General features: G+C 71.2%; 27 protein-coding genes. 19 read left to right on the forward strand and 8 right to left on the reverse strand.

Annotation, left to right across the window (positions count from 1 at the left end):
- Positions 1 to 26: 26 nt before the first annotated feature.
- Together ACIBQ1_RS49435 and ACIBQ1_RS49440 are read right to left on the reverse strand one after the other, a co-directional pair.
- Positions 27 to 1,334, reverse strand: coding sequence for an aromatic acid exporter family protein (locus ACIBQ1_RS49435; RefSeq protein WP_397288780.1), 1,308 nt, complete (start codon positions 1,332 to 1,334; stop codon positions 27 to 29).
- A gap of 127 nt (positions 1,335 to 1,461) precedes the next feature.
- Entirely contained in the window at positions 1,462 to 2,130 is a 669-nt protein-coding gene (locus ACIBQ1_RS49440; protein WP_397288782.1) for an alpha/beta fold hydrolase, read from the reverse strand.
- A gap of 198 nt (positions 2,131 to 2,328) precedes the next feature.
- Here ACIBQ1_RS49440 and ACIBQ1_RS49445 point away from each other — a divergent pair, with 198 nt between their 5' ends.
- The 8 genes from ACIBQ1_RS49445 (at position 2,329) to ACIBQ1_RS49480 (ending at position 8,804) form a co-directional block, all read left to right on the forward strand.
- Complete coding sequence (locus ACIBQ1_RS49445; protein ID WP_397288784.1) at positions 2,329 to 3,420, forward strand: ring-opening amidohydrolase; 1,092 nt, start codon at positions 2,329 to 2,331, stop codon at positions 3,418 to 3,420.
- A 119-nt stretch (positions 3,421 to 3,539) separates the two neighbouring features.
- Entirely contained in the window at positions 3,540 to 4,073 is a 534-nt protein-coding gene (locus ACIBQ1_RS49450; protein WP_397288786.1) for an SseB family protein, read from the forward strand.
- A 68-nt stretch (positions 4,074 to 4,141) separates the two neighbouring features.
- Positions 4,142 to 4,744, forward strand: coding sequence for a prepilin peptidase (locus ACIBQ1_RS49455; protein WP_397288788.1), 603 nt, complete (start codon positions 4,142 to 4,144; stop codon positions 4,742 to 4,744).
- A 43-nt stretch (positions 4,745 to 4,787) separates the two neighbouring features.
- Entirely contained in the window at positions 4,788 to 5,969 is a 1,182-nt protein-coding gene (gene aroC / locus ACIBQ1_RS49460; RefSeq protein ID WP_397288790.1) for a chorismate synthase, read from the forward strand.
- A gap of 66 nt (positions 5,970 to 6,035) precedes the next feature.
- On the forward strand, positions 6,036 to 6,557 hold the full coding sequence (locus ACIBQ1_RS49465; protein WP_397288792.1) for a shikimate kinase: 522 nt from the start codon (positions 6,036 to 6,038) through the stop codon (positions 6,555 to 6,557).
- A complete protein-coding gene (gene aroB, locus ACIBQ1_RS49470; protein WP_397288794.1) occupies positions 6,554 to 7,624 on the forward strand; it encodes a 3-dehydroquinate synthase in 1,071 nt (356 codons plus the stop codon). The genes ACIBQ1_RS49465 and aroB overlap by 4 nt, the downstream gene beginning before the upstream one ends.
- Positions 7,621 to 8,055, forward strand: a complete 435-nt coding sequence (gene aroQ, locus ACIBQ1_RS49475) for a type II 3-dehydroquinate dehydratase (RefSeq protein WP_397288796.1) — start codon at positions 7,621 to 7,623, stop codon at positions 8,053 to 8,055. The genes aroB and aroQ overlap by 4 nt, the downstream gene beginning before the upstream one ends.
- Positions 8,052 to 8,804, forward strand: coding sequence for an SGNH/GDSL hydrolase family protein (locus tag ACIBQ1_RS49480; RefSeq protein ID WP_397288798.1), 753 nt, complete (start codon positions 8,052 to 8,054; stop codon positions 8,802 to 8,804). The genes aroQ and ACIBQ1_RS49480 overlap by 4 nt, the downstream gene beginning before the upstream one ends.
- A gap of 120 nt (positions 8,805 to 8,924) precedes the next feature.
- Here the strand turns inward: ACIBQ1_RS49480 and ACIBQ1_RS49485 are convergent, their stop codons facing one another.
- On the reverse strand, positions 8,925 to 10,865 hold the full coding sequence (locus ACIBQ1_RS49485) for an ATP-dependent DNA helicase (protein WP_397288800.1): 1,941 nt from the start codon (positions 10,863 to 10,865) through the stop codon (positions 8,925 to 8,927).
- Positions 10,866 to 11,155: 290 nt separating this feature from the next.
- Here ACIBQ1_RS49485 and ACIBQ1_RS49490 point away from each other — a divergent pair, with 290 nt between their 5' ends.
- Both ACIBQ1_RS49490 and ACIBQ1_RS49495 read left to right on the forward strand, forming a co-directional pair.
- Entirely contained in the window at positions 11,156 to 12,442 is a 1,287-nt protein-coding gene (locus ACIBQ1_RS49490) for a hypothetical protein (protein ID WP_397288802.1), read from the forward strand.
- A 66-nt stretch (positions 12,443 to 12,508) separates the two neighbouring features.
- Positions 12,509 to 14,083 carry a Na+/H+ antiporter gene (locus tag ACIBQ1_RS49495; protein WP_397288804.1) on the forward strand — a complete coding sequence of 525 codons (1,575 nt, stop codon included), beginning with the start codon at positions 12,509 to 12,511 and terminating at the stop codon, positions 14,081 to 14,083.
- A 19-nt stretch (positions 14,084 to 14,102) separates the two neighbouring features.
- Here ACIBQ1_RS49495 and ACIBQ1_RS49500 read toward each other — a convergent pair whose 3' ends face one another.
- Positions 14,103 to 14,360, reverse strand: a complete 258-nt coding sequence (locus tag ACIBQ1_RS49500; protein ID WP_350722476.1) for a UBP-type zinc finger domain-containing protein — start codon at positions 14,358 to 14,360, stop codon at positions 14,103 to 14,105.
- A gap of 126 nt (positions 14,361 to 14,486) precedes the next feature.
- Here ACIBQ1_RS49500 and ACIBQ1_RS49505 point away from each other — a divergent pair, with 126 nt between their 5' ends.
- From ACIBQ1_RS49505 to ACIBQ1_RS49530, 6 genes are read left to right on the forward strand one after another with little or no spacing between them, the layout of a single operon-like run.
- Complete coding sequence (locus tag ACIBQ1_RS49505; RefSeq protein WP_397288806.1) at positions 14,487 to 15,248, forward strand: ABC transporter ATP-binding protein; 762 nt, start codon at positions 14,487 to 14,489, stop codon at positions 15,246 to 15,248.
- The gene (locus ACIBQ1_RS49510) at positions 15,236 to 16,000 is read left to right on the forward strand and encodes an ABC transporter ATP-binding protein (protein WP_397288808.1); all 765 of its coding nucleotides are present in this window, start codon (positions 15,236 to 15,238) and stop codon (positions 15,998 to 16,000) included. The genes ACIBQ1_RS49505 and ACIBQ1_RS49510 overlap by 13 nt, the downstream gene beginning before the upstream one ends.
- Complete coding sequence (locus tag ACIBQ1_RS49515) at positions 15,997 to 17,817, forward strand: AMP-dependent synthetase/ligase (protein ID WP_397288810.1); 1,821 nt, start codon at positions 15,997 to 15,999, stop codon at positions 17,815 to 17,817. The genes ACIBQ1_RS49510 and ACIBQ1_RS49515 overlap by 4 nt, the downstream gene beginning before the upstream one ends.
- Positions 17,814 to 18,701, forward strand: a complete 888-nt coding sequence (locus ACIBQ1_RS49520; protein ID WP_397288812.1) for a branched-chain amino acid ABC transporter permease — start codon at positions 17,814 to 17,816, stop codon at positions 18,699 to 18,701. Before ACIBQ1_RS49515 ends, ACIBQ1_RS49520 begins: the two co-directional genes overlap by 4 nt.
- Entirely contained in the window at positions 18,698 to 19,864 is a 1,167-nt protein-coding gene (locus tag ACIBQ1_RS49525) for a branched-chain amino acid ABC transporter permease (protein ID WP_397288814.1), read from the forward strand. Before ACIBQ1_RS49520 ends, ACIBQ1_RS49525 begins: the two co-directional genes overlap by 4 nt.
- Before the next feature lie 13 nt (positions 19,865 to 19,877).
- On the forward strand, positions 19,878 to 21,167 hold the full coding sequence (locus ACIBQ1_RS49530; protein WP_397288816.1) for an ABC transporter substrate-binding protein: 1,290 nt from the start codon (positions 19,878 to 19,880) through the stop codon (positions 21,165 to 21,167).
- A gap of 87 nt (positions 21,168 to 21,254) precedes the next feature.
- On the opposite strand, the gene ACIBQ1_RS49535 is transcribed toward ACIBQ1_RS49530, so the two are convergent.
- The 4 genes from ACIBQ1_RS49535 to ACIBQ1_RS49550 all read right to left on the reverse strand — a co-directional run bounded on the left by ACIBQ1_RS49535 (position 21,255) and on the right by ACIBQ1_RS49550 (position 24,753).
- A complete protein-coding gene (locus ACIBQ1_RS49535) occupies positions 21,255 to 21,617 on the reverse strand; it encodes a hypothetical protein (protein WP_397288818.1) in 363 nt (120 codons plus the stop codon).
- A 234-nt stretch (positions 21,618 to 21,851) separates the two neighbouring features.
- A complete protein-coding gene (gene bla, locus ACIBQ1_RS49540; RefSeq protein WP_397288820.1) occupies positions 21,852 to 22,769 on the reverse strand; it encodes a class A beta-lactamase in 918 nt (305 codons plus the stop codon).
- 96 nt (positions 22,770 to 22,865) lie between these two features.
- Complete coding sequence (locus ACIBQ1_RS49545) at positions 22,866 to 24,134, reverse strand: MFS transporter (RefSeq protein WP_397288822.1); 1,269 nt, start codon at positions 24,132 to 24,134, stop codon at positions 22,866 to 22,868.
- Positions 24,127 to 24,753 carry a winged helix-turn-helix domain-containing protein gene (locus ACIBQ1_RS49550; RefSeq protein ID WP_397288824.1) on the reverse strand — a complete coding sequence of 209 codons (627 nt, stop codon included), beginning with the start codon at positions 24,751 to 24,753 and terminating at the stop codon, positions 24,127 to 24,129. The genes ACIBQ1_RS49545 and ACIBQ1_RS49550 overlap by 8 nt, the downstream gene beginning before the upstream one ends.
- A 72-nt stretch (positions 24,754 to 24,825) precedes the next feature.
- On the opposite strand from ACIBQ1_RS49550, the gene ACIBQ1_RS49555 reads away from it, so the two are divergent.
- Genes ACIBQ1_RS49555 through ACIBQ1_RS49565 form a run of 3 tightly spaced genes read left to right on the forward strand, consistent with a single transcriptional unit; the run spans position 24,826 to position 25,941 of the window.
- The gene (locus ACIBQ1_RS49555; RefSeq protein ID WP_397288826.1) at positions 24,826 to 25,215 is read left to right on the forward strand and encodes a hypothetical protein; all 390 of its coding nucleotides are present in this window, start codon (positions 24,826 to 24,828) and stop codon (positions 25,213 to 25,215) included.
- A 46-nt stretch (positions 25,216 to 25,261) separates the two neighbouring features.
- The gene (locus ACIBQ1_RS49560) at positions 25,262 to 25,588 is read left to right on the forward strand and encodes a DUF202 domain-containing protein (protein ID WP_355367239.1); all 327 of its coding nucleotides are present in this window, start codon (positions 25,262 to 25,264) and stop codon (positions 25,586 to 25,588) included.
- 17 nt (positions 25,589 to 25,605) lie between these two features.
- Positions 25,606 to 25,941 carry a DUF202 domain-containing protein gene (locus tag ACIBQ1_RS49565; RefSeq protein WP_397288828.1) on the forward strand — a complete coding sequence of 112 codons (336 nt, stop codon included), beginning with the start codon at positions 25,606 to 25,608 and terminating at the stop codon, positions 25,939 to 25,941.
- The last annotated feature ends 390 nt before the right edge of the window (positions 25,942 to 26,331 follow it).

Here is a 26,331-nt window from a genome sequence, read left to right on the forward strand (position 1 = left end):
GAGGCCGAACGTGCCCAGTCGTTCCTTCACATGATCGCTGAGCCTGGTTCGCACCCTTCTACCTTGGCGGATCTATATGACATTGAGGTCACGTTTGCCCCAGCTAAGTCCTTTTCGTTAGGTGTTGTGTTGATTTTTCGGGGGCTGGTGAAGCCCTGTGAGCCTGGGGATTCACCCGTGCCGGCCGGGTCAGGCGAGCCGGGCGTCTCGGTCCGGCCTACAGGGCCGTCGGTGGGGGGTGTCGTACCGGCCGGGTCCGAGTCTTCGTCGTCTGAGCCGGAGGGCAGATCCGCCTCGGCTGATCGGTCGTCGGGGTGGACGTCCAGCATCGGCAGGGTCGCGGCCGCTTCGTCCCGATCCATGCCGGTCGCCTGGAGGAGGTCCACGATGATGGACCGGAGCTGGGCGATCATCACGTCCGCCGAGAAGCCCCACCGCTCCGCCCCCTGCCGCGACGCGACCGCCAGGATCACCCGGGCGGCCCTTTCCGGCGATCGTTCGGCGGCCAGGTCGTCCCGGAGCATGAGCGTCGCGTCGGCCAGTTCGCGCAGCTCGCGTGGCAGCCAGGGCGGAGTGAGGCCGGGGCCGTCGAGGGCCACGATGGCCCGCCTGGCCAGCACCCTGGCGTTTCTGAGCGCGTGATCGAGCGGCACGGACGCCTTCTCGTACCCCTCAAGAGAGGTGCGGCGGTGGCGGTGGAGCGGCGAGATCGTGGCGATCTCCATGCTCGTCTCCAGCGCCTGCCTGAACTCCTCCACGGTCTTGTGGCTGCCACGCGCCTCCTCCAGCGCGTCGGTGGCCACGCGCGTGTCGCGCGTCTCGATGGCCTCGGCGATCTGCCGCAACACGTCGGCCAGCGCGCCGAACATCCCCTTCGCATGCCGCCTCGCCAGCGCCGACGGGCTGGTGGGCAACAGGGCGACCGCCGCGAGCCCCATGAGCCCGCCGACCAGGGCGTCGACCATCCTGTCGAACCCGCCGCTGCCGCTCGGCGGCAGGAGGGTGGCGACGAGCACGGCTGAGGAGCCCGCTTGGAGGACGATCAACGAGCCGCTGTCGAGCACCACCGCCACGGCCATGGCCAGCGCCACCACCAGCGCGATCTGCCAGGCGCCCGAGCCGATCCGCGACACCAGCAGGTCGCCCACGCCGACGCCCAGGCTGACCCCCACGACCAGCTCCACCACCCGCCGCAACCGCTGGCCCAGCCCCACGCCGATGCAGAGCACGACCGCGATGGGCGCGAAGAACGGGCGGCTGTGGCCCAGCAGATCCTTGGCCACGAGCCAGGCGGTCGCGGCTCCGACCGCGCACTGGCCGATCGACGGGGCCATCAGCCTCAGCCTGCCCAGACGCTGATGTACGTGCATGTCAACCACGCCCCTACCCTGGCCTGAATACGTGACACCAGGGTTACGGCGCGATGAGATGCGGCACATCGCACCCGGCCGGGCTGGTCCGTCAGCCGTCCAGGAACGCGTCCACCGCGTGCAGGAACCGGCTGCGGGCCGCGGTGTGGATCAGGTGCCCGACGTCGATCGTGACCAGCTTCGCCCCCGGGATCCGCGCCGCCACCTCCTCGGTGTTGACGTGGCTCAGCTCCCCGCCGCTCAGCACCAGCGTCGGTGCCGTGATCCTGCCGAGTCCCGCCAGCCAGGCGGGATCGGGGTCGACCAGCTGCGGCTCCGTCTCGTGCACCATGCGCCAGTCGAACCCGGTCGAATCGTCCTCGACGATCGGCGGGCGGTTCGGGAAGGGGAGCGGCGGCGGCGCGTCCTCGAGCACCAGCCGCTCGACCCGGTCCGGGTGGTTCATGGCCAGGTGGTACGCCACGATGCCGCCGAGCGAGTGCCCGACCAGCGTGGCCCGCCCGATGCCCAGGTGGTCGAGCAGCGCGACGACGTCCTCGGCCATCTCCGGCATCTCGTACGAGCCCGGATAGTCGCTGGCCCCGTGCCCGCGCAGGTCGAGGGCGATGACGTGGTGGCGCGCCGCGAAGTGCTGGGTGATGCCGTTCCAGTCGTTGTGGTCGGCGGTCCGGCCGTGGATCAGCAGGAGCGGGGGAGCGGTGGGGTCGCCTTCCTCCCGGTACACGAGCCTTATCCCGTTGACGTGTGCTTCGCGAATCACACCGGCGACCATACCGTCCGCTGAACGCCGGGTTCGGCCCCTCGCCCGGCGCACGTACGGGCCCGCCACCCCGTGGCGGTGAGCGCACCTTGACATCGTCGGCTGGGTTCATGGGCAGACATTGACCATGAACCCCGCTGACCGGCTCGGATAGCGTCGCGAAGGCGGGGAGGACCGGTAACGGAGAAGGGGCGTCATATGCCGGACCCGATTGAAGTACACAAGGTGCCGATCGAGAGCGTCACCGACGCCTCCGGGCTCAGCCGGCTCATCGCCGACGGGGTGATCGAGGCGCGCCGGGTGCTCGCCGTCGTCGGCAAGACCGAGGGCAACGGCGGCGTGAACGACTACACGCGCATCCTCGCCGACCGGGCCTTCCGCGAGGTGCTGGCGGAGCACGGGCACCCGGCGCCGGAGAGCGTGCCCCTGGTGTGGTCTGGCGGCACCGACGGCGTGCTCAGCCCGCACGCCACCATCTTCGCCACCACGGGCGACGCGCCCCCGTCCGACGAGCCGCGGCTGTCGGTGGGCGTCGCGATGAGCGAGGTGATCCTGCCCGAGGACATCGGCAGGCCCGCCATGGTGGAGAAGGTCGCGGCAGGCGTACGCGAGGCCATGAAGATCGCGGGCATCGACGACCCGCGCGACGTCCACTACGTGCAGACCAAGACGCCGCTGCTCACCCTGGCCACCATCACCGACGCCAAGAGCCGTGGCCAGGACACCGCCATCGAGGAGACCGGCCCCTCCATGGACCTGTCCAACTCGACCACCGCCCTCGGCATCGCCGTCGCCCTCGGCGAGATCGACATGCCGCGCGCCGACCAGATCCACAAGGACCTGTCGCTGTACTCGTCCGTGGCCTCGTGCTCGTCCGGGGTGGAGCTGGACCGGGCCCAGATCGTGCTGGTGGGGAACGTACGGGGGATCGGCGGCCGCTACCGCATCGGCCACAGCGTCATGAAGGACGCCCTGGACGCCGACGGCATCTGGGAGGCCATCAGGGACTCGGGGCTGCCGCTGCCGGAGCGCCCGCACCCGTCGGACCTCGGAGGGCGGCTGGTGAACGTGTTCATGAAGTGCGAGGCCGATCCGTCGGGACGGGTACGCGGACGGCGCAACATCATGCTGGACGACTCGGACGTGCACTGGCACCGGCAGATCAAGGCGACGGTGGGCGGGGTGGCGGCCTCGGTCACGGGCGACCCGGCGGTGTTCGTCTCGGTGGCGGCCGTCCACCAGGGGCCCTCGGGCGGCGGCCCGGTGGCGGCCATCTCCGACCTGGGATAGGAGCCCTCGGACCGGGCTCTCGGCTCGGGCTCTCGGGCCGGATATGGCCGGGCCGATGGCGCCGGTGCGCTACGGGCCAGGCTCGGGGGCAGGGGCGGGCGCGGGTAGTCTCGGGGGCTGTGCCGAGCATCCCGCGACCTCTTGATCCCAGCGACGACGGCAGCGCCGCGCCCGCCGTGGCCGCCGCCCTGGCCTCCTACCAGGCGGGCACGGCGGACGCCGCCGACGTGTTGAACGCCCTCAGCGGCGCCCGGCTGCTGGTGCCCGTCGTGGCGCTGCTGACCGAGAGCGAGGTCGGCGCGCACGGGCTGCGGCAGGAGAAGGAGAGCGAGATGGCGCTGCCCAAGCTCGTCGGGGCGGACGGCAGGCAGGCGGTGCTCGCGTTCACCGGCAGCGAGACGCTGGCCCGATGGCGGCCCGACGCCCGGCCGATCCAGGCCACGGCGCTGCAGGTGTGCCAGGCGGCGGTGCAGGAGAAGGCGGCGGCGGTCGTGGTGGACGTGGCCGGGCCGGTCCAGTTCGTGATCGAGGGGACGGTGCTGGAGGCGCTGGCGGCCGTCGAGTCGGGGACCGTCGATCGGCTCGGTGGCGTGACGGTGGCCCGGGTGGAGCCCGTCCGGCGCCGCCGGTGGTTCTCCAGAAAGGGCCGATAGCCCCGGCGGGGGATATCCGGTGGAGTGATCCGGCCCGCGTGGGCGGGGCGGCGCATTAGGGTCGGCTCGTGGTCGCACTCATGGCGCTCGCCGGGCTGATCTGCGGACGTCCCATCCGAGCGCTGGCCGACTCCTACGACGAGGGGCCGGTCCACTACGACCAGGGCGCGCTGATCCACCGCCCCGGCCCGGGCGTCGAACTGGTGACCGCCGCCGTGGCCGCGCTCGTCGCCTGGCGGTTCGGGCTGCCGTACGTGCCTTTCGCGGTGATCGGCACCGCCCTCGCGGTCGTCGACTGGCGTACCAGCCTGCTGCCCGACGCGATCACGCTCCCGGCGTACCCGATCATGGTCCTGGCCCTGGCGCCGACGGGAGAGCTGCCCAGGGCGCTGGCCGGCGGGGTGGCGCTGACGGCCGCGTACGGGCTGCTCTGGTTCGTCAGGCCGGAGGCGATGGGCCTGGGGGACGTCAAGCTGGCCGGGCTCATCGGGATGGCCGCCGCGGCGCTGGGCTGGCAGGCGTGGGTCGTCGCGGCCTTCTGCGGCCAGTTGCTCGGCGCCCTCTACGGGCTGGCGCTCCTGCTGTCCAGGCGCGGGACGAGGGACACCCAGTTCCCGTTCGGGCCGTTCATGCTGCTGGGCGCGTTCACGACACTCTGTCTCGGCTGGTGAACGCGGGACATCTCACTAGGCAGCACATGGAAGACTTGTACGCATGTTGCGCTGGTTGACCGCCGGAGAGTCCCACGGCCCCGAACTCGTCGCCATCCTCGAAGGCCTGCCGGCCGGGGTGGAGGTGACCACGGCCGCCATCGACGAGGCCCTGCGCCGCCGCAGGCTCGGTTATGGCCGGGGTGCCCGGATGAAGTTCGAGCAGGACCAGGTGACGATCGTGGGCGGCGTCCGCCACGGCCGCACGATGGGCAGCCCGGTCGCGATCCGCATCGGAAACACCGAGTGGCCCAAGTGGGAGAAGGTCATGGCGGCCGACCCGGTCGACCCGGCCGAGCTGGAGGGCCTCGCGCGTAACGCGCCCCGGTCCCGCCCGCGTCCCGGCCACGCCGACCTGGCGGGCATGCAGAAGTACGGGTTCGACGACGCCAGGCAGGTGCTCGACCGGGCCAGCGCCCGCGAGACCGCCGCCCGCGTCGCGCTCGGCGAGGTCGCCAGGCGCTTCCTCAAGCAGGCGCTGGGCGTCGACATCGTCAGCCACGTCACCGAGATCGGCGGCGCGAAGAGCCCGGCGGAGGTCCTGCCCGGGCCCGGCGACCTGGCCAGGATCGACGAGGACCCGGTGCGCTGCTCCGACGCCGAGGGCAGCGCCGCCATGATCGCCGTGATCGACAAGGCCCACAAGGACGGCGACACGCTCGGCGGCGTCGTCGAGGTCCTCGCGTACGGGCTGCCGCCCGGCCTGGGCAGCTACACCCACTGGGACCGCAGGCTCGACTCCAGGCTCGCGGGGGCGCTCATGGGCATCCAGGCGATCAAGGGCGTGGCGGTCGGCGACGGCTTCGAGACCGCGCGCAGGCCCGGCTCCCAAGCCCACGACGAGATCGAGTACACCACCGAAGACGGCGTGCGCCGCATCACCAACCGCGCGGGCGGCGTCGAGGGCGGCATGACGAACGGCGAGATCCTGCGCGTCAGCGCCGCCATGAAGCCGATCTCCACCGTGCCCAGGGCGCTGGCCACGATCGACGTCAAGACCGGCGAGGCGGCCAAGGCCCACCACGAGCGCTCCGACGTGTGCGCCGTCCCGGCCGCCGGCATCGTGGCGGAGGCCATGGTCGCGCTGGTGCTGGCCGACACGGCCCTGGAGAAGTTCGGCGGCGACTCCGTGGAGGAGGTCGCCCGCAACCTGTCCGGCTACCTGTCTTCGATGGTGATCAAATGAGCAGGGAGCGAGCCCGACGCAGTGAGCGGAGTGGAGGCCCGACGCAGGAGGGGCTCCGCGGAGCGAATGAGGAGCGGTGAGCGACCAATGAGCAGGGCTGTTTTGATCGGTCCCCCCGGGTCCGGTAAGACGACGCTGGGGCGGCTGCTCGCCGAGCGGCTCGGCGTCGGGTTCCGCGACACCGACACCGACGTGGAGGCCGTGGCGGGCAAGCCCGTCTCCGACATCTTCGTCGAGGACGGCGAGGCCCGCTTCCGCGAGCTGGAGCACGAGGCCGTGCGCCGCGCCCTGGCCGAGCACGACGGGATCCTGTCGCTCGGCGGCGGCGCCGTGCTCAACGAGGAGACGCAGGCCCTGCTGGCGGGCCACCACGTCGTCTACCTGCAGGTGGGGTTGGCGGACGCGGTCCAGCGGGTGGGGCTGGCCTCGGCCCGGCCGCTGCTCGTGCTCAGCCCGCGCAGCCAGCTGAAGAAGCTGATGGAGGAGCGGCGGCCGGTCTACGAGCGGTTGGCGGTGGCGACCGTGGTCACCGACAAGCGGGAGCCGGAGGAGCTCGCCGACGAGATCATCAAGGGGTTGCCCGCATGAGCGCCACGAGGATCCCCGTACGCGGGGACAGCCCGTACGACGTGGTGGTCGGCACCGGGGTGCTGGCCGAGCTGACCACGCTGTTCAAGCCCGGCGTGCGCACGGTCGCGGTCATCCACCCCGAGACGCTGCCGGAGATCTCCGGCCCGGTCGGCGAGGCGCTGCGCGAGGCCGGCTACGAGGTGGTCGAGCTGCCCGTGCCCGACGGCGAGCAGGCCAAGACCGTCGAGGTGGCCGCCGGGCTCTGGTCGGCGCTCGGCCGCCACGGCGTGACCCGCTCCGACGCCGTGGTGGGCGTGGGCGGGGGCGCGACGACCGACCTGGCGGGGTTCGTGGCCGGCACGTGGCTGCGCGGCGTACAGGTCGTGCTCGTGCCCACGACGCTGCTCGCCATGGTCGACGCGGCCGTCGGCGGCAAGAACGGCATCGACACGCCCGAGGGCAAGAACCTCGTGGGGACCTTCCTGCCGCCCGCCGGGGTGCTGTGCGAGCTGTCCACGCTGTCCAGCATGCCGAAGCGGGACTACGTGGCCGGCCTGGCCGAGATCATCAAGGGCGGGTTCATCGCCGATCCGGAGATCCTCAGGCTCGTCGAGGCGGACCCGGAGGCCGCCACGAGGCCCGACGGCCCCCACACCCGCGAGCTGATCGAGCGCAAGATCCAGGTCAAGGCCGACGTCGTGGGCGCCGACCTGCGCGAGGCGGGCCTGCGGGAGATCCTCAACTACGGCCACACCCTCGCCCACGCCATCGAACGCGAGGAGCGCTACGCCATCCGCCACGGCGAGGCCGTCGCCATCGGCATGGTCTACGCCGCCGAGCTGTCGAAGCTCGCCGGCCGCGCCGACCTGGTCGAACGCACCAGGTCCATCCTCACGAGCGTCGGCCTGCCCACCGCCTACCGCGCCGACGCCTGGAAGTCCCTGCGCGACCACATGCGGCTGGACAAGAAGAACCGCGGCGCCAAGCAACGGTTCGTCGTGCTCGACGGCCTGGCCGAGCCGGGCCGGCTCGAAGGCCCCTCGGAAGAGCTGCTCGAAGCCGCCTACAAGGAGATCTCCGCATGATCCTCGTGCTCAACGGGCCCAACCTGGGCAGGCTCGGCACCCGCGAGCCCGACATCTACGGCGCCGAGACGTTCGAGGACCTCGCCGCGCTCTGCCGCGACACCGGCAGGAAGCTCGGCGAGCACGTCGAGGTGCGCCAGACCAACGACGAGGCCGAGCTGATCGGCTGGATCCACGAGGCCGCCGACGGCCGCATCCCGGTCGTGCTCAACCCGGCCGCGTTCACCCACTACTCCTACGCCCTGCGCGACGCGATCGCCATGCGCACGGCACCGCTGGTCGAGGTGCACATCTCCAACCCGGCCACCAGGGAAGAGTTTCGCCACAACTCCGTCGTCGCCGGGGTGGCGACGGGCACCATCGCGGGCTTCGGGCTACAGTCGTACGTCCTTGCGCTGCACGCTATCGCGGAGATGAACACCACCTCATGAGGCACTACAAGTCCTTCGTCGCCCTCGGCGACAGCTTCACGGAAGGACTGAACGACCCCGGTCAGAACGGTCACTACCGTGGCTGGGCCGACCGGGTGGCCGAACGGCTCGCCGCCGACGAGCCCGGCTTCCGCTACGCCAACCTGGCCGTGCGCGGCAAGCTGCTCGACCAGATCGTCGCCGAGCAGGTGCCGGCGGCCGTCGACATGGCACCCGACCTGGTCAGCCTCTGCGCCGGGGGCAACGACCTGCTCAGGCCGGGCAGCGACCCCGACGTGATGGCCAAGAAGCTCGCCCGCGCCGTGCGCGACCTGCGGGCCGCGGGCTCGGACGTGCTGCTGTTCACGGGGGTGGACCCGCGCGACACGCCGCTGATGCGGCGCCTGCGCGGCCGCTTCGCGGTCTTCTACCTCCACGTGCGCTCCATCGCCGACCTCTACGGGTGCCGGCTGGTGGACCAGTGGTCGATGCAGGGGCTGCGCGACTGGCGGGCGTGGAGCGCGGACCGGCTGCACATGAACGAGGACGGGCACCGGCTGGTGGCGGCGCGGGCGCTGGACGTGCTGGGGGTGCCGTTCGAGGACTGGCGCAAGGACTGGCCGCCGCGCACGGTGGACCCGCGGGCACGGCGGCGCGAGGACGCCCAGTGGATCCGCGAGCATCTCGTCCCCTGGATGTCCCGCCGCCTCCGCGGCATCTCCTCCGGCGACGGGCTCCCACCCAAGCGCCCCGACCTCACTCCCTTTTAGGTTCTTCAGGGCTTGCTTGCTTTACGGCTGCGCACGGGCAGGCCACCCGCCGCACTTCGGCTACGAACGCCTGCCGCGCGGATGACCGTGTTCGCGGCAGGCGTTCCGGAGGGCGTGGGGTCAGGCCGAGGACTCCGCGGTGAGGCGCTTGAGGGCCGCGCGGGGGACGGCCGGGTCGGTGGTGCGCCAGAACGGGGGGAGAGAGCCCAGGAGGAAGCCGCTGTAGCGGGCCGTGGCGAGCCGGGGGTCGAGGACGGCGATGACGCCCTTGTCGTCCTGGGCGCGCAGGAGGCGGCCGGCGCCCTGGGCGAGGAGGAGGGCGGCGTGGTTGGCCGCGACCGCCATGAAGCCGTTGCCGCCCCTGGCCGCCACGTGGCGCTGCCGGGCCGACGTCAGCGGGTCGTCCGGGCGCGGGAACGGCACCCGGTCGATGATGACCAGCCGCAGCGACGGCCCAGGCACGTCCACGCCCTGCCACAGCGACAGCGTGCCGAACAGGCACGTGGGCTCGTCCTCGGCGAACTGCTTGACCAGCAGCATCGTCGAGTCGTCCCCCTGGCACAGCAGCGGCACGTCCAGCCGCTCGCGCAGCGCCTCCGTGGCCGCCTTGGCGGCGCGCATCGAGGAGAAGAGGCCCAGGGTGCGCCCCCCGGCCGCCTCGATCAGCTCGGTGATCTCGTCGAGGTACTGCTGCGGCAGCCCGTCGCGGCCGGGCTGGGGGAGGTGCTTGGCGACGTACAGGATGCCCGCGCGGGGATGGTCGAACGGCGAGCCGACGTCGATGCCCTGCCAGCCCTTGCCGTCGCCGAGCCCCCACTGCGCGGCCAGCGCGTCGAACGTGCCCCCCAGCGCCAGGGTGGCGGAGGTGAGGATCACCGTGCGCTCGCCGAACAGCTTGTCGCGCAGCATGCCGCTCACGGTCAGCGGCGCGACCCGCAGCGCGGGCGGGCGCCGGTCGGTGCCCGCGTCGAGCCAGACCACCTCGGCGCGGTCGGACTCCGAGGCGTGACCGTACGCCTCCAGCATGCGCACCGCCGTGTCGTGCACCTCGTCCAGCGCCGAGAAGGCCGCCTTGCGCTGCCCAGCCTTGTCCGGGTCGTCCTTGTCGGCGCCGCGCGGCCCCATGGCCGTGACGCAGCGCGCGGCCGAGTCGCGTACGAGCGCCAGCGTCAGGCCCAGCACCTGCGGCAGCTCGTCGATGCGCCCGGGCGGCGCGGCGGACAGCAGCGCCTTGAGGTCCTCGCCCGCCTCCAGGAGCTGGTCGGCGACCGCCTGCTCGATCAGCCTGCCCACCCGGCGCACCGCCAGCGACACGGTCAGCTCCGACAGCTCGCCGGTCACCACCGACGTCACCCGGTCGACCAGCTCGTGGGCCTCGTCCACGACCACGACCTCGTGCTCGGGCAGCACCGGCAGGTCGCCCATGGCGTCGATGGCCAGCAGCGCATGGTTGGTCACCACGACGTCGACCTCGCCCGCCCGCGCCCTGGCCAGCTCGGCGAAGCACTCGGCGCCGCTCGGGCAGCGGCCGGCCCCGAGGCACTCCTGCGCGCTCACGGAGTATTGCCGCCACGCCTGCTCGCTCACGCCGGGCACGAGCTCGTCGCGGTCGCCGGTCTCGGTCTCCTCGGCCCACTCCTGGATGCGCTGCACCATGCGGCCGGTCGCGCTCACCTCGCGGGGGTCGAAGAGCTGGTCCTGCTCGTCCTCCTCGGGCCAGCCCGCCGTCGCCTTGTAACGGCACAGGTAGTTGCGGCGGCCCTTCAGGATCGCGAACGTCGGCTCGTGCGGCAGCTCCTTGGCCAGCGTCTCGGCCAGCCGGGGCAGGTCGCGGTCGACGAGCTGGCGCTGCAGCGCGATCGTGGCCGTGGAGACCACGACGGGCGAGTCGCTGTCCATCGCGTGGCGGATCGACGGCACGAGGTACGCCAGCGACTTCCCGGTGCCCGTGCCGGCCTGGACCGCCAGGTGCTCCTCGTCGTCGATGGCCTGCTGAACGGCCTGGACCATGGTCAGCTGGCCCTGCCGTTCGCTCCCTCCGAGAGCGTTTACCGCGATCATGAGGAGTTCGTCCGCAGACGGAAGATGGGAGTCCGGCACGGCAGTAAACGCTACCCGCATTCCGGGGTCGCCGTGCCGAACGCGGTGTGATCGGCCAGATGCATCCCGGCGTTCCCGGACCCCCGCGGCGGAGCCCGTGGCACACTGGGCGACCGGGACTCCGACAGGTTAGGGAAGGTCTTCACACAGAGTGACCAGAGGGGTTCCCGGTGTAGGTGGGAAGGCCGGTTACAGAGGGTTTTCCGGGGTTGAGTGGACGGATAAAGGCTGGTTAAAGCAGTATGTCTGCCATGTCGGAAGTTGTCCCGTTGCCGTCGTTCGGCGAAGTGTTCTTCGATGCGCGAGGTCAGGAGCGGTGTCTCCGCGTCACGTGGCATGAGGGCACGCTGGTCCTCAGCCTCTGGCGGGGGGAGATGTGCACAGCGAGCTTCCGCATGCCGATGGAGGACGTCGGCCGCCTGCTCGACACTCTCGACGAGGGCTTCGCCGAGGCCGCGGGCGAGCAGCCCGCCGCCGTGCCCGCGCACGAGCCGGGCACCGAGGTCATGCCCGGCACCGGCCAGTACCAGCGGCCGGCCCAGCCCATCCAGCAACCGCCGCAGCACCAGCCCGACGAACGCCCCACGGCCGCCCTGTCGCCCAACGACGTCCTCGTGGCCAGGGGCGCCCCTCCGGCCCGCCAGGACAAGCTGGTGGCCTCGTACGGCGAGACGACGGCCCCCAGGGACTCCATGCCCCCGGCGTACGGCGAGCCTCCCAGGGAGAGCCCGGGCTACGGCGAGCGCGCGCCCTTCACCGGCCCGCAGTACGTGGAGACGACGGCCCCGCAGCAGCGGTACACCGGCGACCCGCTCAGCGGCCCGCAGCAGTACGCCGGTGACCCCTTCAGCGGTCCCCAGTACGCCGGCGATCCCCTCAGCGGTCCGCAGCAGTACGCCGGCGACCCCTTCAGCGGCCCGCAGCAGTACGCCGGCGAGCCGGCGCAGTACGGCAACCCGGCCGTCCAGCCCGACCCGTACTCCGGCCCGCAGTACATCGACAACGAGCCCGTCTACCAGATGCCCGGCGACCAGCGCCGCCCGGCGCCGCTGAGCACCGACCCGCTCGGCTTCCCCTCCCAGGCCGCCGCGCCCCACCAGCAGCACCAGCACCAGCAGGCGCAGTACCAGCAGCACCAACAGGCCCAGCACCGGCCCGACCAGTATCCGGGCGACCCCTACGCGGCAGACCCCTACCCGGCCGACCCTTACGCCGGGCGCTCCGACGCCTACCAGCAGCAGCCGCCGCCGCCGCAGGCCCCGGCCGCCGCGGGCCTGGGCACCCCCATGCACGGCATCCCGGGCGCGGGCCGGCCCCGTCCCGTCCCCCAGCCCGTCCACGACGACTACGCCGCCTACCAGCAGAATCCCGTGCCGAACCCGGTGGACCCGCTGATGTCCATGGGCCGGCCGGAGCAGCAGCAGCCCGACGCGCTGTCCCGCCCCTACGTCGGGGACCCCATGTTCTCCACGGGCGAGCGCCTGCGCCCCGACCAGCAGCCGGACTACTACGAGCGGAGCGACCGCAGGGAGTGGTGACACGCCGGGTCCGGCCGCCAGGTACGCTCCTCCCGAAGCGATCGGGCCGAGGCGGAAGGAGCACCGGTGGATCCGACCATTGGCCTGCAGTTGTTGCTGGTGGCAGGCGGCGCGATCGGCGTGGCGGCCGTGGCCCGGCGCAAGGGCTGGCCGGCGCCGTTGCTGCTGGTGGCCGCGGGCCTGCTGGTGTCACCGCTGGTGCCGGCGGTGCCGCTGCAGCCGGAGCTGGTGCTGTACGTGTTCCTGCCGCCGCTGCTCTACTCCGCCGCGTTCGACAGTTCCTACCTGCGCCTGCGTGACGTCAAGCGGGCGGTGGCCCTGCTGTCGGTCGGGCTGGTGCTGTTCACCACGGCCGTCGTCGGGCTGGTCGTCCACCTGCTGCTGCCGAACCTCCCGCTGGCGCTGGCGTTCGCGCTGGGCGCGATCATCGCCCCGCCCGACGCCGTGGCCGCCGTCGCGGTCGGCCGCCGGCTGGGCCTGCCGCGCAGGACGCTGACGATCCTGGTCGGCGAGAGCCTGTTCAACGACGCCACGGCGCTGACGCTGTACCGGGTCGCCATCGGGGCCGCGCTGGGCGGCGCCATGGACCTGTGGCACGGCCTCGGCCACTTCCTGCTCGCCGCGGCGGGCGGCGTGGCGATCGGGCTGGCGGTGGCGTTCGCGCTGGCCTGGCTGTTCAGGCACACGCGCGACTCTTTGGTCGAGAACACGCTGATGCTGCTGATCCCGTTCGCCACCTACCTCGCGGCGGAGAGCGTGGAGGCCTCGGGCGTGATCGCGGTCGTGATCGTCGGCCTCTACCTGGGCAACCGGATGCACCTGCAGGGGTTCGGCACCCGGCTGGTGTCCGACTCCGTGTGGAAGGTCACCGACTTCCTCCTGGAGACGATCGTGTTCGCCCTGATCGGGCTGCAGCTCACGACCGTCGTCCAGGGCATCTCCGGCTACGACCCCTGGGCGGTCGCGGGCTACGCCGCCGCCGTGCTGGCGGTGACGATCGTCAGCAGGTTCGTGTGGGTGTTCGCGGTGACGTACCTGACGAAGCTTTTCCGCAGGAGCAGCGCGCCCACCGGGCCGCAGGCGGTGGTCCTCGGCTGGGCGGGCATGCGCGGCGTGGTGTCGCTGGCGGCCGCCTTCGCCATCCCGCCGGGCATCCCGGCGCAGGACCGCGCGATGCTGCTGTTCCTGACGTTCACCACCGTGATCGGCACGCTGCTCATCCAGGGCACCACGTTCCCCGCGCTGATCAGGCGGCTGCGCGTGTCCAGCGACCGCGAGCAGTACGAAGACCGCCTGGCCGAGGCGGCGGCCCAGCAGGCCGCGCTGGAGGCCGGGCTGGAGGAGCTCACGCGGCTCGTCGACGAGCAGGACGAGCCCGACGAGATCCAGAAGCAGGTCATCGACCAGCTCAGGGAGAAGTCCTGGCGCCGCTCGCTGAGCGCCTGGGAGCGCCTGGGCGGCGGCACGGGGCAGGGTGGTGCGGAGACCCCCAGCGCCCTCTACCGCCGCCTGCGCCGTGACATGCTCCAGGCCGAGCGTCAGGTCTTCGTGCGCCTGCGCGACGAACGCCGCCTCGACGACGAGGTGATGCGCGACGTGATGGCGCAGCTCGACTTCGAGGAGGCGATCCTGGAGCGCTAGCCGGGAGGGGCCGCGCCGGTCAGCCCATCGCGCTGTCGACGAAGCACCAGCGCCAGTCCTCACCGCGTTCGTAGGACTGGATCACCGGGTGAGCCGTCTCGTGATAGTGCTGGGTGGCGTGCTTGGCCGGCGAGGAGTCGCAGCACCCGATGTGACCGCACTCCAGGCAGCGCCGGAGGTGCACCCAGCGGCCCCCGACGGCCAGGCACTCCTCGCAGCCCTCCGGCGTCTTCGCGGCCGGATCGTCCGCCTGGGAAAGATGCTCGCAAATTGCCATAAGAGAAATCCTAGAACCAGCGACACGATCAAATTTCCGCCGCCCCTCTTGTCGGCTGCCGGGCAAGCGTGGACATTGTGCTCATCGGGGGAGTGACATAGGCCACACCATCCCGGGGAGCTGGGCATGCTTGAGGTCCGCAACCTCGAAGTCGTCTACGACGACGTGATGCTCGTGCTGCGCGGCGTGAGCCTCAGCGTTCCGCCTGGGGCGATCGTGGCGCTGCTCGGCGCGAACGGCGCGGGCAAGACGACCCTGCTCCGTGCCGTGTCCGGGCTGCTCGACGTGCACGACGGCAAGATCACCAAGGGTTCGGTGACGCTGGAGGGCGAGCCCGTCCACCACCTCAAGCCCGCCCAGATCGTGCGGCGCGGGGTGAGCCAGGTGATGGAGGGCCGCCGCATCCTCGCCGAGCTGACCGTCGAGGAGAACCTCAAAGTCGGCGGCCACACGGCGGCCGAGTCCCACCTGGAGCGCGTCTACGGCCTGTTCCCGCTGCTGCGGGAGCGGCGCAAGAGCGTGTCCGGCTACCTGTCGGGCGGCGAGCAGCAGATGCTGGCCGTCGGCCGCGCGCTCATGGCCGGGCCGAAGTACCTGCTGCTCGACGAGCCCAGCCTGGGCCTGGCGCCGTCGCTGGTCGCCCAGGTGCGCGACCTCATCGTGGAGATCAACCGTCAGGGCACCACGGTCCTGCTGGTCGAGCAGAACGCCACGATGGCCCTGTCCATCGCCTCCCATGGCTACGTCATGGAGACCGGGAAGATCGTCATGGACAAGCCGTCCGGCGAACTGCTCGCCGACGAGGACATCAAGGAGTTCTACCTGGGGGCCGTCCGGTCCTTCCGCGAGGTCAAGCACTACAAGCGGAGGAAACGATGGCTCTCCTGACGTTCGAGGACGTGCACCTGAGCTTCGCCGGCGTCAAGGCCGTCGACGGCGTCTCGTTCGAGGTCCGGCAGGCCGAGCTGCTGGCGATCATCGGGCCGAACGGCGCGGGCAAGACCTCGATCTTCAACGTGCTCTCGGGGGTCTACCGGCCCCAGCGCGGCCGGGTCACGTTCCTGGGGGAGGACCTGCTGCTCAGGCGGCCGCACGAGATCGCCGCCATGGGCCTGGCCAGGACGTTCCAGAACGTCGAGCTGTTCCACAACCTGACCGTCCTGGACAACCTCATGCTCGGCCGCCACCACCACTTCCGCTACGGCGCCCTGGCCGCGCTGCTCTGGTACGGGCGGGCCAGGCGCGCCGAGCTGGCCGCCCGCGCCAAGGTCGAGGACATCATCGACTTCCTCGAACTCGAGGCCTGGCGGCGCCACCCCGTGCGGCTGCTGCCGTACGGGATCCAGAAACGGGTCGAGCTGGGCCGGGCGCTGGCCATGGAGCCCCGGCTGCTCCTGCTGGACGAGCCGGTGGCCGGCATGAACCTGGAGGAGACCGAGGACATGGCCAGATTCGTGCTGGACATCCGGGACGAGCTGGGCATCCCGGTCGTCCTCGTGGACCACGACATGGCCCTGGTCATGGACCTGGCCGACCGGGTGCTCGTGCTCGACTTCGGCCGCCCGGTCGCGCTCGGCACCCCGGCCGAGGTCCAGCGGGACCCGCGTGTCATCGAGGCGTACTTGGGAGGGGCCCGGTGAGCATCGTCACCAGGGTGCGGGACCGCGCTCGCAGCGCCCCCGGCGCGGTCGCCATGCGGCACAAGGACCGGGGCATCTGGCGGGAGGTCACCTGGGCCGCGTACTGGACGCAGGTCGACCTCGTCGCCCACGCCCTGCTCGCCCTGGGCGTCGAGCCCGGGGACCGCGTCGCCGTGCACTCCGAGAACCGCCCCGAGTGGCTCTACGGCGACCTCGGCACGGTCGCCGTCAGGGGCATCACCGTCGGCCTCTACCCCACGAACCCGCCCGCCGAGGTCGCCTACCTCCTCTCCGACTCCGGCGCGAAGATCCTCATCGCCGAGGACCAGGAGCAGGTGGACAAGGCGCTCAAGGTCCTCGGCGAATGTCCCGAGCTGCGCCGCATCGTCTACCTGGAGCCGCGCGGCATCCGCGGCCGCTACGACGACGACGTCCTGATGTCCTGGCCCGAGCTGCTGGCCCTCGGGGCCGAGCACCGCGCCGCGCACCCCGGCGCCGTGGAGCGCCGCATGGCCGAGGCCGAGCCCGGCGACGTGGTGACGCTCATCTACACCTCGGGCACCACGGGCCCGCCCAAGGGCGTCATGCTCACGATCGGGAACGTGGAGTTCGCCGTCAGCACGCTCGTCCTGGGCGGCGGCTTCACCTCCCCGCCGCCCTCCGAACGCGACCTGGCGCTGTCGTACCTGCCGCTGTGCCACGTGGCCGAGCGGGCGTTCACCGTGTGGTTCAACTCGGCCGCCGGCGTGCAGGTCAACTTCGCCGAGTCCATCGACACCGTGCAGGCCAACCTGCGCGAGGTGCAGCCGACGATCCTGTTCGGGGTGCCGCGGATCTGGGAGAAGGTCCTGGCCCAGGTCGACATCCGGCTGGAGTCGGCGTCCCCGGTCAAGCGGGCGGTGACGCGGTTCTGGCTGCGGGTGGCCGACCGGATCGGCGACGTGCTGGTGCGTTCGGGAGGCCGGCACACGTTCGGGACGCGGCTGGCGTACGGGGTGGGGTGGGTGTTCTGCTACCGCTCGCTGCGCGAGCGGCTCGGGATGCGGCGGGTCAGGTACGCGGCCTCGGGGGCCGCGCCGATCGCGCCCGGCGTGCTCAAGTTCTACATGGGGATCGGCATCCCCATGCACGAGGTGTACGGGATGAGCGAGAACACCGCGATCGCCACCGCCAACCGGCCCGGCAGGGTGCGCCTGGGCACGGTCGGCGAGCCGCACCCCGGCATCGAGCTGAAGATCGACGAGGCCACCGGCGAGATCATGACCCGGCATCCGGGGACCTTCGCCGGGTACTGGCGCAACCCGCGGGCCACCGCCGACGTGCTCGACGAGGACGGCTGGCTGCACACCGGGGACGTGGGCGAGTTCGTCGAGGGCAGGCACGTGCGGATCACCGACAGGATGAAGGACATCATCATCACGGCCGGCGGCAAGAACGTCGCGCCCAGCGAGATCGAGAACGCGCTGAAGGCGTCGCCGTACCTGAAGGAAGCCGTCGTGATCGGGGACCAGCGGCCGTGCCTGGTGGCGCTCATCGGGATCGAGCCGGACACGGTGGGGGAGTGGGCGCGGCGGCGCGGCCTGCCGTACACGACCTATCGGGATCTGTCGGAGAAGCCGGAGACGCGGGAGCTGGTCCAGGGGATCGTGGACGAGGTCAACACCCGCTTCGCCCGGGTCGAGCAGGTGCGGCGGTTCGCGTTCCTGCCCAAGGAGCTCGACCACGAGGACGGCGAGCTGACCGCCACCCAGAAGGTCAAGCGCGCCGCCGTCGCCAAGCTCTACGAGGACCTGGTGGAAGGGATGTACGCCCGGTGAAGGGGCTGCTCGAGACCGTGATCAGGGGCCTGGGGAACGGCTCGGTGTACGCGCTGCTCGCGCTCGGGTTCGTGATCATCTACAAGGCCACGCGGGTGATCAGCTTCGCGCAGCCCGCGCTGATGCTGGCCGGGGCCGTCGCGGTGAGCTACCTGGCCGAGGTGACCGGCTTCTACGCCGCCGTCCTGCTGGCCGCGCTGCTCATCGCCCTGGTCGCGCTCGGGATCGAGCGGGTCGCGATCAGGCCCATGGTGGGGCGGCCCGTGTTCGTCGTGGCGATCATCACGCTCGGCATCGACGTGGTGGTGCGGGTGGTGGTGAACGGCTTCATCGGCCGGGACGTGCGGCAGGTCGGCGACCCGTGGGGGTTCACACAGGTGTCGCTCGGGCCGCTGGTCGTGCAGCGGCGCTGGCTGGCCATGCTGCTGGTGACGGCGGTGCTGGTGGCGCTGCTGTTCGCGTTCTTCCGCTACACGAGGTACGGGCTGGCGATGCGCGCGGCGGCGTTCGACCAGGAGATCGCCCTGGCGCAGGGGGTCTCGGTGGGGGCCGTGTTCGCGCTGTCGTGGGCGCTGGCCGGGTTCCTGGCGGCCGTGGCCGGCATGTTCGTCGGGACCGGGCAGGGGATCGAGCAGCTCACCTGGGTGGTCGCGCTGAAGGCGCTGCCGGCGATCATCGTGGGCGGGCTCGACTCGCTCGGCGGGGCCGTCGTGGGCGGGCTGGTGGTCGGGGTCGTGGAGTCGCTGTTCCAGTCGTACCAGGGGGAGCTCGCGCCCTGGCTGGGACAGAACGTGGCGATCGTCTCGCCGTACATCGTGATGTTGATCGTCCTGCTGGTCAGGCCGTACGGCCTGTTCGGGACCCGGGAGGTCGAGCGCGTATGACCGGGACGCGATCCGCGGCGGCCTCCGCCGCCCCCGACATACCGACCGGACGGTCTCGGCGGGTGCGCGGGCGGCCACTGCTCTACACCTCCTACGCCCAGGACATGGCGCTGCTCGACACCCGGGCGAAACGGGTGTGGACCGGGCTGCTGGTGCTGCTCGCGTTCGGGCTGACGGTGCTGCTGCAGGACCGGTCGCTGGAGGTGCTGGCGGGCGCGTACGCGCTGGCCATCGGCGCCATCGGCCTCAACATCGTCACCGGCTACGCCGGGCAGGTCTCGCTCGGCCACGCGTTCTTCGTCGCCATCGGCGCCTACACCGCCGCCGCCCTGTCCGGGCCCGTGGACGGCGAGCGCCTCGGCCTCGGCCTCGCGGAGATCTGGATCTGGCTGCCCGCGGCCGGGCTCGTCGCCGCCGCGGCCGGGGTGCTGGTCGCGCCCCTGGCCACCCGCCTGCGCGGCCTCTACCTGGCCGTCGTCACGCTCGGGCTCGTCTTCCTCGGCGAGCACGTCTTCAAGGAGTGGCAGGACCTCACCGGCGGGCCGGGGGTCGGGCGCGAGGCGGCGGTCCCGCAACTCTTCGGCGTGCGCCTCGACCAGGACGGGCCGCTCGGCACCAAGGAGCAGTCCCTGTACGTGCTCATGCTGGCGCTGCTCGTCGTCTTCGCCCTGGCGGCCCGGAACCTGGCCCGCTCGCGCGTCGGCCGCGCCTTCGCCGCCATCCGTGACCGGGACATCGCGGCCGAGGTCATCGGGGTGCCGCTGGCCCGCTACAAGGTGCTGGCCTTCGGTGTGTCGTCGTTCTACGCGGGGTGCGCCGGGGGCCTGCTCTACACGATCTCCGGGTACGTCGAGCCGGGGTCGTTCAGCCTGCTGCTGTCCGTGCAGTTCATCGCGATGGTGCTGATCGGCGGCGTGGCCACGGTGTCGGGGTCGATCGCGGGGGCGCTGTTCATCTCGTTGCTGCAGCCGCTGACCAGGGCGCTGCCGGCGCTGGTGCCGTTCGTGAGCGCGGACACCACGCGGACGCCGAACGTGTTCCAGGTCGAGACCGTGCTGTACGGGCTGCTCATCGTGGTGTTCCTGATCTTCGAACCGCGGGGCCTGTTCGGCCTGTGGATTCGGGTCCGCAACTACTGGAAGTCCTGGCCTTTCTCCTACTAGAAGGTGATTTTTCATGAAGAGTCGCTATGCAGCGGGATTTATTGCGATAGTGGCCCTTCTGTCCGCGTGTGGCGTCTTCCGGGGGGACGACGAGGGCAGCAAGGGCGGCGCCCAGGCTCCAGGTGTCACCACCGCACCCTGCCCCACCGCGGTGGACGCCAAGAAGGGCTGCATCTATCTCGGCACGGTCTCCGACCTCACCTCCGGCCCCTTCGCCGCGCTGGCCGTGCCGATCACCGACGCCCAGAAGGCGTTCTGGGCCCGCGTCAACAAGGCCGGCGGCATCGGCGGCAAGTACGAGGTCGACGTCACCAAGTACGTACGGGACAACAAGTACAACCCGGAGGTGCACCGCCAGGTCTACAACGAGATCAAGGACCACGTGCTCGCGCTGGCCCAGACGCTCGGCTCGCCCACGACCGCCGCCATCATCGGTGACCTCAAGGCCAACAGCGTCGTCGCCGCCCCCGCGTCCTGGACCTCGGCCTGGGAGTTCGAGGACGTCATGATCGAGAGCGGCTCCAACTACTGCGTCGAGGCCATGAACTCCGTCGACTACGCGATGGACACGTACAAGCCGAAGTCGGTCATGGCCGTCCACCTGGCCGGCGACTACGGCGCGGACGCCGCCGCCGGCGCCAAGATCGCCGCCGAGCGCAACGGCCTGAAGTTCACCAACGTCGAGACCCCCTCGGGCGCCACCGAACAGGGCCGGGCCATCACCGAGATCACCAAGAACAAGCCCGACCTGGTCATCCTCACCACCGGCCCGGCCGACGCCGCCACGATCATCGGGCAGGCGGCCGCGGCCGGCTACAAGGGCCGCTTCATCGGCACCGGCCCCACCTGGAACCCGGCCCTGCTGAAGTCCCCCGCCGCCCCCGCACTCAAGGCCCTGTACGAGCAGTCGGCCCCGGGCAGGCCGTGGGGCGCCGACACGCCGGGCCACCAGGCGATGCGCGACGCGCTGCCGGGCGTGACGCCCAACGACGGGTACACCTCGGGCTGGGCCTGGGCGTACCCGATGAAGGCGGCCCTGGACGCGATGGTGGCCGGCGGGGACGTGAGCCGCAAGGGGCTGCTGGCGGCCGTCAAGACGCTGAAGACGGTGGACTACGAGGGCATGCTCCCGCCGGAGGCGGGCAACTACGCGGAGGCGTCGGGTGCCGCGGTGTTCAGGCAGACGTTGATCAACAAGGTCGACGAGACGGCGCCGACGGGCGTGACCATCGTCAAGGACTTCTTCACGGGCCCGACCGCCCAGGCGCACACCTTCGATAGCCCCTGCTTCAACAAGCTCTAGCGGGCGCGACACGCCCGGCGGGGCGGACGCGCGAAGGGCGGGCTCGTGAAGCACACACGAGCCCGCCCTTTCACGACGCGTCGGACGCTAGTTGGCGCTGACCTTGCGCTGGATGTCGATGAGGATGCTCATCATCTCGTTCTGGTTGCCCTGCAGTTCGTTGAACTTGGTCGTGAACTTGGTGTCCATGGAATCGAACCGGTTGTCGATCTCCTCGAGCTTCGTGTCGATCTTGACGTCGAGGGCAGTGACCTTGGTGTCGAGCGCCGAAACCCTCTCGTCGAGGACGATGACCTTGGCGTCCAGTAGGGTCACCTTCGCGTCGAGGGCCTTGACGTGGTTGGCCACCCCGTTGATCCGCTCGGTGAGCTGCTGGCCGAGCTCCGCCTGGTCGGCCCGGAGCCGGATGAACTCGCTGTCCAATTCGGTGCAGAGTTCCTTGAAGCTCATGTTGATCTCCCTTACCTTTGGGGTAAGGGACCGGGGATGTTAGGGATCTCCGGTCCCGCTTCTTTGCCAAGAGGATACCCCGTCAATCGGCGAGAACAAGCGGAATCGAATGAAGATTCCCCTGGTCAGAGGGCAAGTAGCGCCTTTGGTCCGGAATTATCCGCCCAAATCGGAGAGAATTGTTTTCAGGTTCGGCGCGGTTGCGAATGGGGTATCGAATTCGGCGCCTGACGGTCAGAGCCTGCCGAGGCCGCGGGCGAGGATGGTGGCGGTGCGGGCGATGGCCGTGTCGTCGCCGGATTCCCCCGCGGCGCGGTTGGTGTAAACGGCCATGATGATGGGAGCCGCGTCCTTCTTGGGCCAGATGACCGCGATGTCGTTCCCCCCGCCGAAAGCCGAGTTCGTACCGGTCTTGTCGCCGATCGTCCAGGTCTTCGGCAGGCCCGCGCGGATACGGGCGTCACCGGTCTTGGTCGCGATCAGCCAGGCGTTGAGCCGCTCCCGGTCCTTGGCGTCGAGCGCGTTCCCGGTCGTGACCGCGCGCAGGTCGCGGGCGATGGACGCGGGCGTCGTGATGTCGCGCTTCTCCTTGGGCGTCCAGTCGTTCAGCTCGGTCTCCCAGCGGTCCAGCCGGGAGATCGGGTCCTTCAGCGTGCGGAAGTACCGCGTCAGGCCGGCCGGTCCGCCGATCTGCTTGAGCACCATGTTGCCCGCGGTGTTGTCGCTGAGGGTGATGGTCGCCTCGCACAGCTGGTTGACGGTCAGGCCGTCCTCCACGTGCTTCTCGGTGGTGGGGGAGTTCGGCTTGAGGTCGTCGGCGGTCCAGCGGACGACCTTCTCCATCAGCCCGGGGTCGGTGGTGCGCGCCTTGTGCAGCGCGGCCGCGCAGGCCATGGCCTTGAACGTGGACAGCAGCGGGAAACGCTCGTTCGACCGGTACCCGATCGTCCTGCCCGTGGCGGTGTCGATCGCGTACGCGCCGATGCGCCCCTTGAACGACGCCTCCAGCGCGCGCAACTCCTTGCGCGCCTGGGCCTCGCCCGAGACGACCCGCACGGAGGCCGTGGCCGGGGCGGCGCTCGCCGGGAGGGCGCCGCCCGCCAGGAGGGAGATCGTCAAGGTGGTGGTTGCCGTGAGGCGGCGGTTTCGCATGTCTCGTCCTTGCGGTCGTCCGTCAGTGGGCAAGGAGCCAAGCAGAAGCGATCACCGCATGTCTAATAGCGATATCGCGAAGGGATCGATATCGGTTCACACATGGGTGCTGCTCAGAGCCAGGATTCCGGCGACGATCAGCCCGGCCGCGTGCAGGCACAACGCCGGCACGACCCCGGCCGCCTCGCCGAGCACCCCCGCCAGGCCCATGCCCGCCAGCGCGGTGGCCGCCTGGGCGCTGCCCAGGATGCCGAACACGGATCCCCGGCGGTCATCACCGGCGAGGTTCTGGGCCAGCGTCGTGAACCCCGCCATCGCCGCCGCCGCGGGCACCCCGGCCAGCCCGATCAGCACGAGCGCCGGCCACAGCGATGGCCACAGCGCGGGCCACAATCCGGGCCACAGTGCGGGTACTGCCAGCGGGTAGGTGAACAGGGCCAGGTCCGCGAGCCCGAAGACGACCGTCGCCCCGCCGAGCAGCACCTTCGGGGCCGCGCGGCCCGGGTGGAGCGCCACGACCAGCCCGCCGAGGATCCCGCCGACCGCCTGCACCGACAGGAACAGCCCGTAGGCGTCGCCCTCGCCGCCGAGAACGTCGCTCACGAAGGGCGCGGCGAGCGTGGCGAAGATCCCCTCGCCCAGCCCTGTGATCATCATGTACGCCACCAGCAGGCGGACGCCCGCGTCCCGGGAGGCCAGGCGGAGACCGGCGGCCCACTGCCCGCCCATGGTGGTGGCCCGGGCCGGGCGTCCGGGCGGCCGGAGCGTGGCCTGCAACCCCGCGGAGACCAGGAAGCTGGCCACGTCGATCAGGACGATCGCGGCCAGACCCCCGGCGCTGACGGCGAGCCCGCCCAGCATCGCGCCCAGCAGGCGGGCGACCTGGCCGGTCTGGCCGTGCAGGGCGTTGGCGCGCACGAGCTGCGACTCCGCCACGATCTGCGGCACGAGGGCCTTCTGCGCGGGAGCGAGCATCGTGCTCAGGACGCCGGTCCACAGGGCGACGGCGTACACGATCCACACCTGGTCCGGCCCGCGTACGGCGAGCAGGGGCAGCAGGCCGAGCGCGAGCAGCAGGTCGGTGACGACCAGCACCCGGCGGCGGTCCCAGCGGTCGGCCAGCACCCCGGCCACGGACCCGAGCACGACGTCGGGCAGCCGCGCGACCAGCAGCATGATCGCGGTGGACAGCGTGGAGCCGGTGAGGCGGTAGACGTGGAAGGCCAGCCCGGTGCTGATCACCCAGTCGCCGGTCTGCGAGATCAGCCCGGCGAGGAGCAGGCGGCGATAGTCCCGGTTGCGGCCCAGCAGCGCCCGAAGCCCCTCTCGGCCGCCGACTAACGGCGCGCCGCCCCCGTCAGTCACCGGAACCTGTGGGTGGCAGGGGGACGATCAGTTGTGTCATCAGCACGGGGCGGGCGGCGGCGGGGCGGGAGGCGGGGGCGTCGACGCGGGACATCAGGGGTTCGAGCAGCTCCGTCATGGCCGCGCCCAGCGCCGCCAGCTCCTCCGGCGTGACGTAGAGGTACCTGTTGTCCACGCCGCCCACCCCCCGCCACGCCTCCGGCTCGTCCCCGCGGCTTTGCTGCCACTCGGCCAGGCGCGTCAGCGCGCGCTCGGCGATCACCTGCTCCAGCAGGCTCCGGGCGGCCGCGTGCTCGGGCTCGGCGGCGTCGTCGTCCCACTCCTGGACGGTCTCGGTCGCCTTCCAGGGCCGCTCGCGCTCGTCGCGCGCCTCCGCCTGCTCCACGAAGCCGTACTTGGCCAGCTGCCGCAGGTGATAGGAGGCCAGCGCCTGGCTGATGCCCACCTCCCGCGCGGCGTCGGCGGCGGTCGTCGCGCCCGCCCTCAGCAGCAGCTCGTGCAGCGCCAGCCGCACCGGATGCGCGAACGCCCGCATCGCGGCCGGGTCGCTGAGCCGTCGCCGGTCGCCGGGTAGCGGCCCCTCGCCGAGCGACTGCCGCCCCGAAGATTCCAAAGACATGCTTGGAATCCTGGGCGGCGGTCGCCGACGATGTCAAGGAATCCTTTGGAATACGTTGGGTAGGGTCGATGTATGCGACTCCTCAAGAGCCGACTCGTGCCTCTGGCCGCCTTCGCCGTCTGTGTCTTCGCCGCCGGATGCGGTGAGGTCAACAGCACCATCGACAAGGCCCAAGCGTGCCTTGAAGCCCCGAAGATCGTCGCCGACCTCGGCGCGCAGCTCAAGACGCTCGCCGACGATCCCAAGGCCATGGACAAGGCCCTCGACGACGCCGCGACCAAGCTCAACGACGTGGCCGACAAGGCCGCCAACACCACGATCAAGGAAGCCTCCGACGACCTGGCCAAGACCCTGGGCGGCATCAACGTCAACGACGTCAACGACGCCGTGGACGCGACCCAGAAGGTCCTCACCGAGAGCGCGGCCTATGCCGAGAAGGTGGCCAAGGCCTGTACTGGCTGAATCCCGGCTTCTCTAGGGGAAATGGGGACGAATTACCGTTTCTTCTATGGAACCCGACCCGCGTTTCACCTTGGCCAATGAACGAACCTTCCTCACCTGGCTGAGCACGGCGCTGGCGCTCAGTGCGGGTGGGGTGGCGATGGCGGCGGTGCCGGAGCACGTGTTCGTCTCCTGGATCCGTACCGCGCTGGCCGTCGTGCTGGTGACGCTCTCGGCGCTCGCGGCGGGCATGGCGTATCCGCGCTGGCGCAACATCCAGCGCGCCCTGCGTCAGCAGGCGCCGCTGCCGCCGCCCGCGCTCGCGGCGGTCTTCGGCTACGGCGTGGCGGCCGTGGCGGTGATCGCCCTCATCCTGATCATCCTGGCCGCCTGAGCCTGAGGCCGGGACAGGTGGCACCGGAGAAGGAGATCTGGGACCAGGGGCTGCAGAGCGAGCGCACCCGGCTGGCCTGGGTGCGCACGGCCGTGGCGCTGGCCACCGGCGGGCTCGGCGCGGCCGGGTTGTCCCTCAGGCACGGCCTGCCCGTGCCCGCGATGGTGGCGTTCGCGCTGGCCGCGCTCTGCGGCGCCGTGCTGCTGATCAGGACAGGGGTACGGTTCCGCCGCGTGCAGGCGGCCCTGCACGGCGGCAGGCCCCTGGATCCGGGGCTCGACGTGCTGGTCGCCTGGCTCGGCACCCTGTGCGTGGTGGCCGGCGCCGTCACCTTTGTTTTCGCAATCCGGTAAGCGCGGTTGCCAGATCCGGAGAAGGGGGCACACACTCGGAGTGAGGGGGTGACCTCATTGGAGGAAGAACACAGGATCGTGCCTTTCGAGTGCCGGGGTTGCTGGCATGTTTGGGAAGAGGAATACCTCGTCAGGCGCATCGATGACCGTCACGGAAACGAGCGGGAGATCTGGCTGCGCGCCGGGCTCCCCGTGCTGCCGCCGTCCCCGGGGGGCGTCATGTGCCCGAGGTGCGGGAGCCAGCAGGCCACGACGTTCCCGGACGGTTACCTGTCCCGGCATCCGGAGCTGATCCCACCGGCGGAGCCCCCCGCGCCAGACGCGACTCCGCTGCTCAGCCCGGTCCGGAAGTCACTTTACGAACGACTAACCTGACACTTGGTGAGCATT

Source organism: Nonomuraea sp. NPDC050153 (assembly GCF_044460125.1).
Classification (GTDB): Bacteria; Actinomycetota; Actinomycetes; order Streptosporangiales; family Streptosporangiaceae; genus Nonomuraea.

Bases quoted from the DNA above. Each gene is read 5' to 3' on its own strand.
- ACIBQ1_RS49445 (WP_397288784.1), top strand. From the start codon at position 2,329: ATGCCGGACCCGATTGAAGTACACAAGGTGCCGATCGAGAGCGTCACC.
- ACIBQ1_RS49530 (WP_397288816.1), top strand. From the start codon at position 19,878: ATGAAGAGTCGCTATGCAGCGGGATTTATTGCGATAGTGGCCCTTCTG.
- ACIBQ1_RS49480 (WP_397288798.1), top strand. From the start codon at position 8,052: ATGAGGCACTACAAGTCCTTCGTCGCCCTCGGCGACAGCTTCACGGAA.
- aroB (WP_397288794.1), top strand. From the start codon at position 6,554: ATGAGCGCCACGAGGATCCCCGTACGCGGGGACAGCCCGTACGACGTG.
- ACIBQ1_RS49490 (WP_397288802.1), top strand. From the start codon at position 11,156: ATGTCGGAAGTTGTCCCGTTGCCGTCGTTCGGCGAAGTGTTCTTCGAT.
- ACIBQ1_RS49510 (WP_397288808.1), top strand. From the start codon at position 15,236: ATGGCTCTCCTGACGTTCGAGGACGTGCACCTGAGCTTCGCCGGCGTC.
- ACIBQ1_RS49505 (WP_397288806.1), top strand. From the start codon at position 14,487: ATGCTTGAGGTCCGCAACCTCGAAGTCGTCTACGACGACGTGATGCTC.
- ACIBQ1_RS49485 (WP_397288800.1), bottom strand. From the start codon at position 10,865: ATGATCGCGGTAAACGCTCTCGGAGGGAGCGAACGGCAGGGCCAGCTG.
- ACIBQ1_RS49465 (WP_397288792.1), top strand. From the start codon at position 6,036: ATGAGGAGCGGTGAGCGACCAATGAGCAGGGCTGTTTTGATCGGTCCC.
- aroQ (WP_397288796.1), top strand. From the start codon at position 7,621: ATGATCCTCGTGCTCAACGGGCCCAACCTGGGCAGGCTCGGCACCCGC.
- ACIBQ1_RS49550 (WP_397288824.1), bottom strand. From the start codon at position 24,753: ATGTCTTTGGAATCTTCGGGGCGGCAGTCGCTCGGCGAGGGGCCGCTA.
- ACIBQ1_RS49525 (WP_397288814.1), top strand. From the start codon at position 18,698: ATGACCGGGACGCGATCCGCGGCGGCCTCCGCCGCCCCCGACATACCG.
- ACIBQ1_RS49435 (WP_397288780.1), bottom strand. From the start codon at position 1,334: ATGGCCCCGTCGATCGGCCAGTGCGCGGTCGGAGCCGCGACCGCCTGG.
- aroC (WP_397288790.1), top strand. From the start codon at position 4,788: ATGTTGCGCTGGTTGACCGCCGGAGAGTCCCACGGCCCCGAACTCGTC.
- ACIBQ1_RS49555 (WP_397288826.1), top strand. From the start codon at position 24,826: ATGCGACTCCTCAAGAGCCGACTCGTGCCTCTGGCCGCCTTCGCCGTC.
- bla (WP_397288820.1), bottom strand. From the start codon at position 22,769: ATGCGAAACCGCCGCCTCACGGCAACCACCACCTTGACGATCTCCCTC.
- ACIBQ1_RS49500 (WP_350722476.1), bottom strand. From the start codon at position 14,360: ATGGCAATTTGCGAGCATCTTTCCCAGGCGGACGATCCGGCCGCGAAG.
- ACIBQ1_RS49535 (WP_397288818.1), bottom strand. From the start codon at position 21,617: ATGAGCTTCAAGGAACTCTGCACCGAATTGGACAGCGAGTTCATCCGG.
- ACIBQ1_RS49560 (WP_355367239.1), top strand. From the start codon at position 25,262: ATGGAACCCGACCCGCGTTTCACCTTGGCCAATGAACGAACCTTCCTC.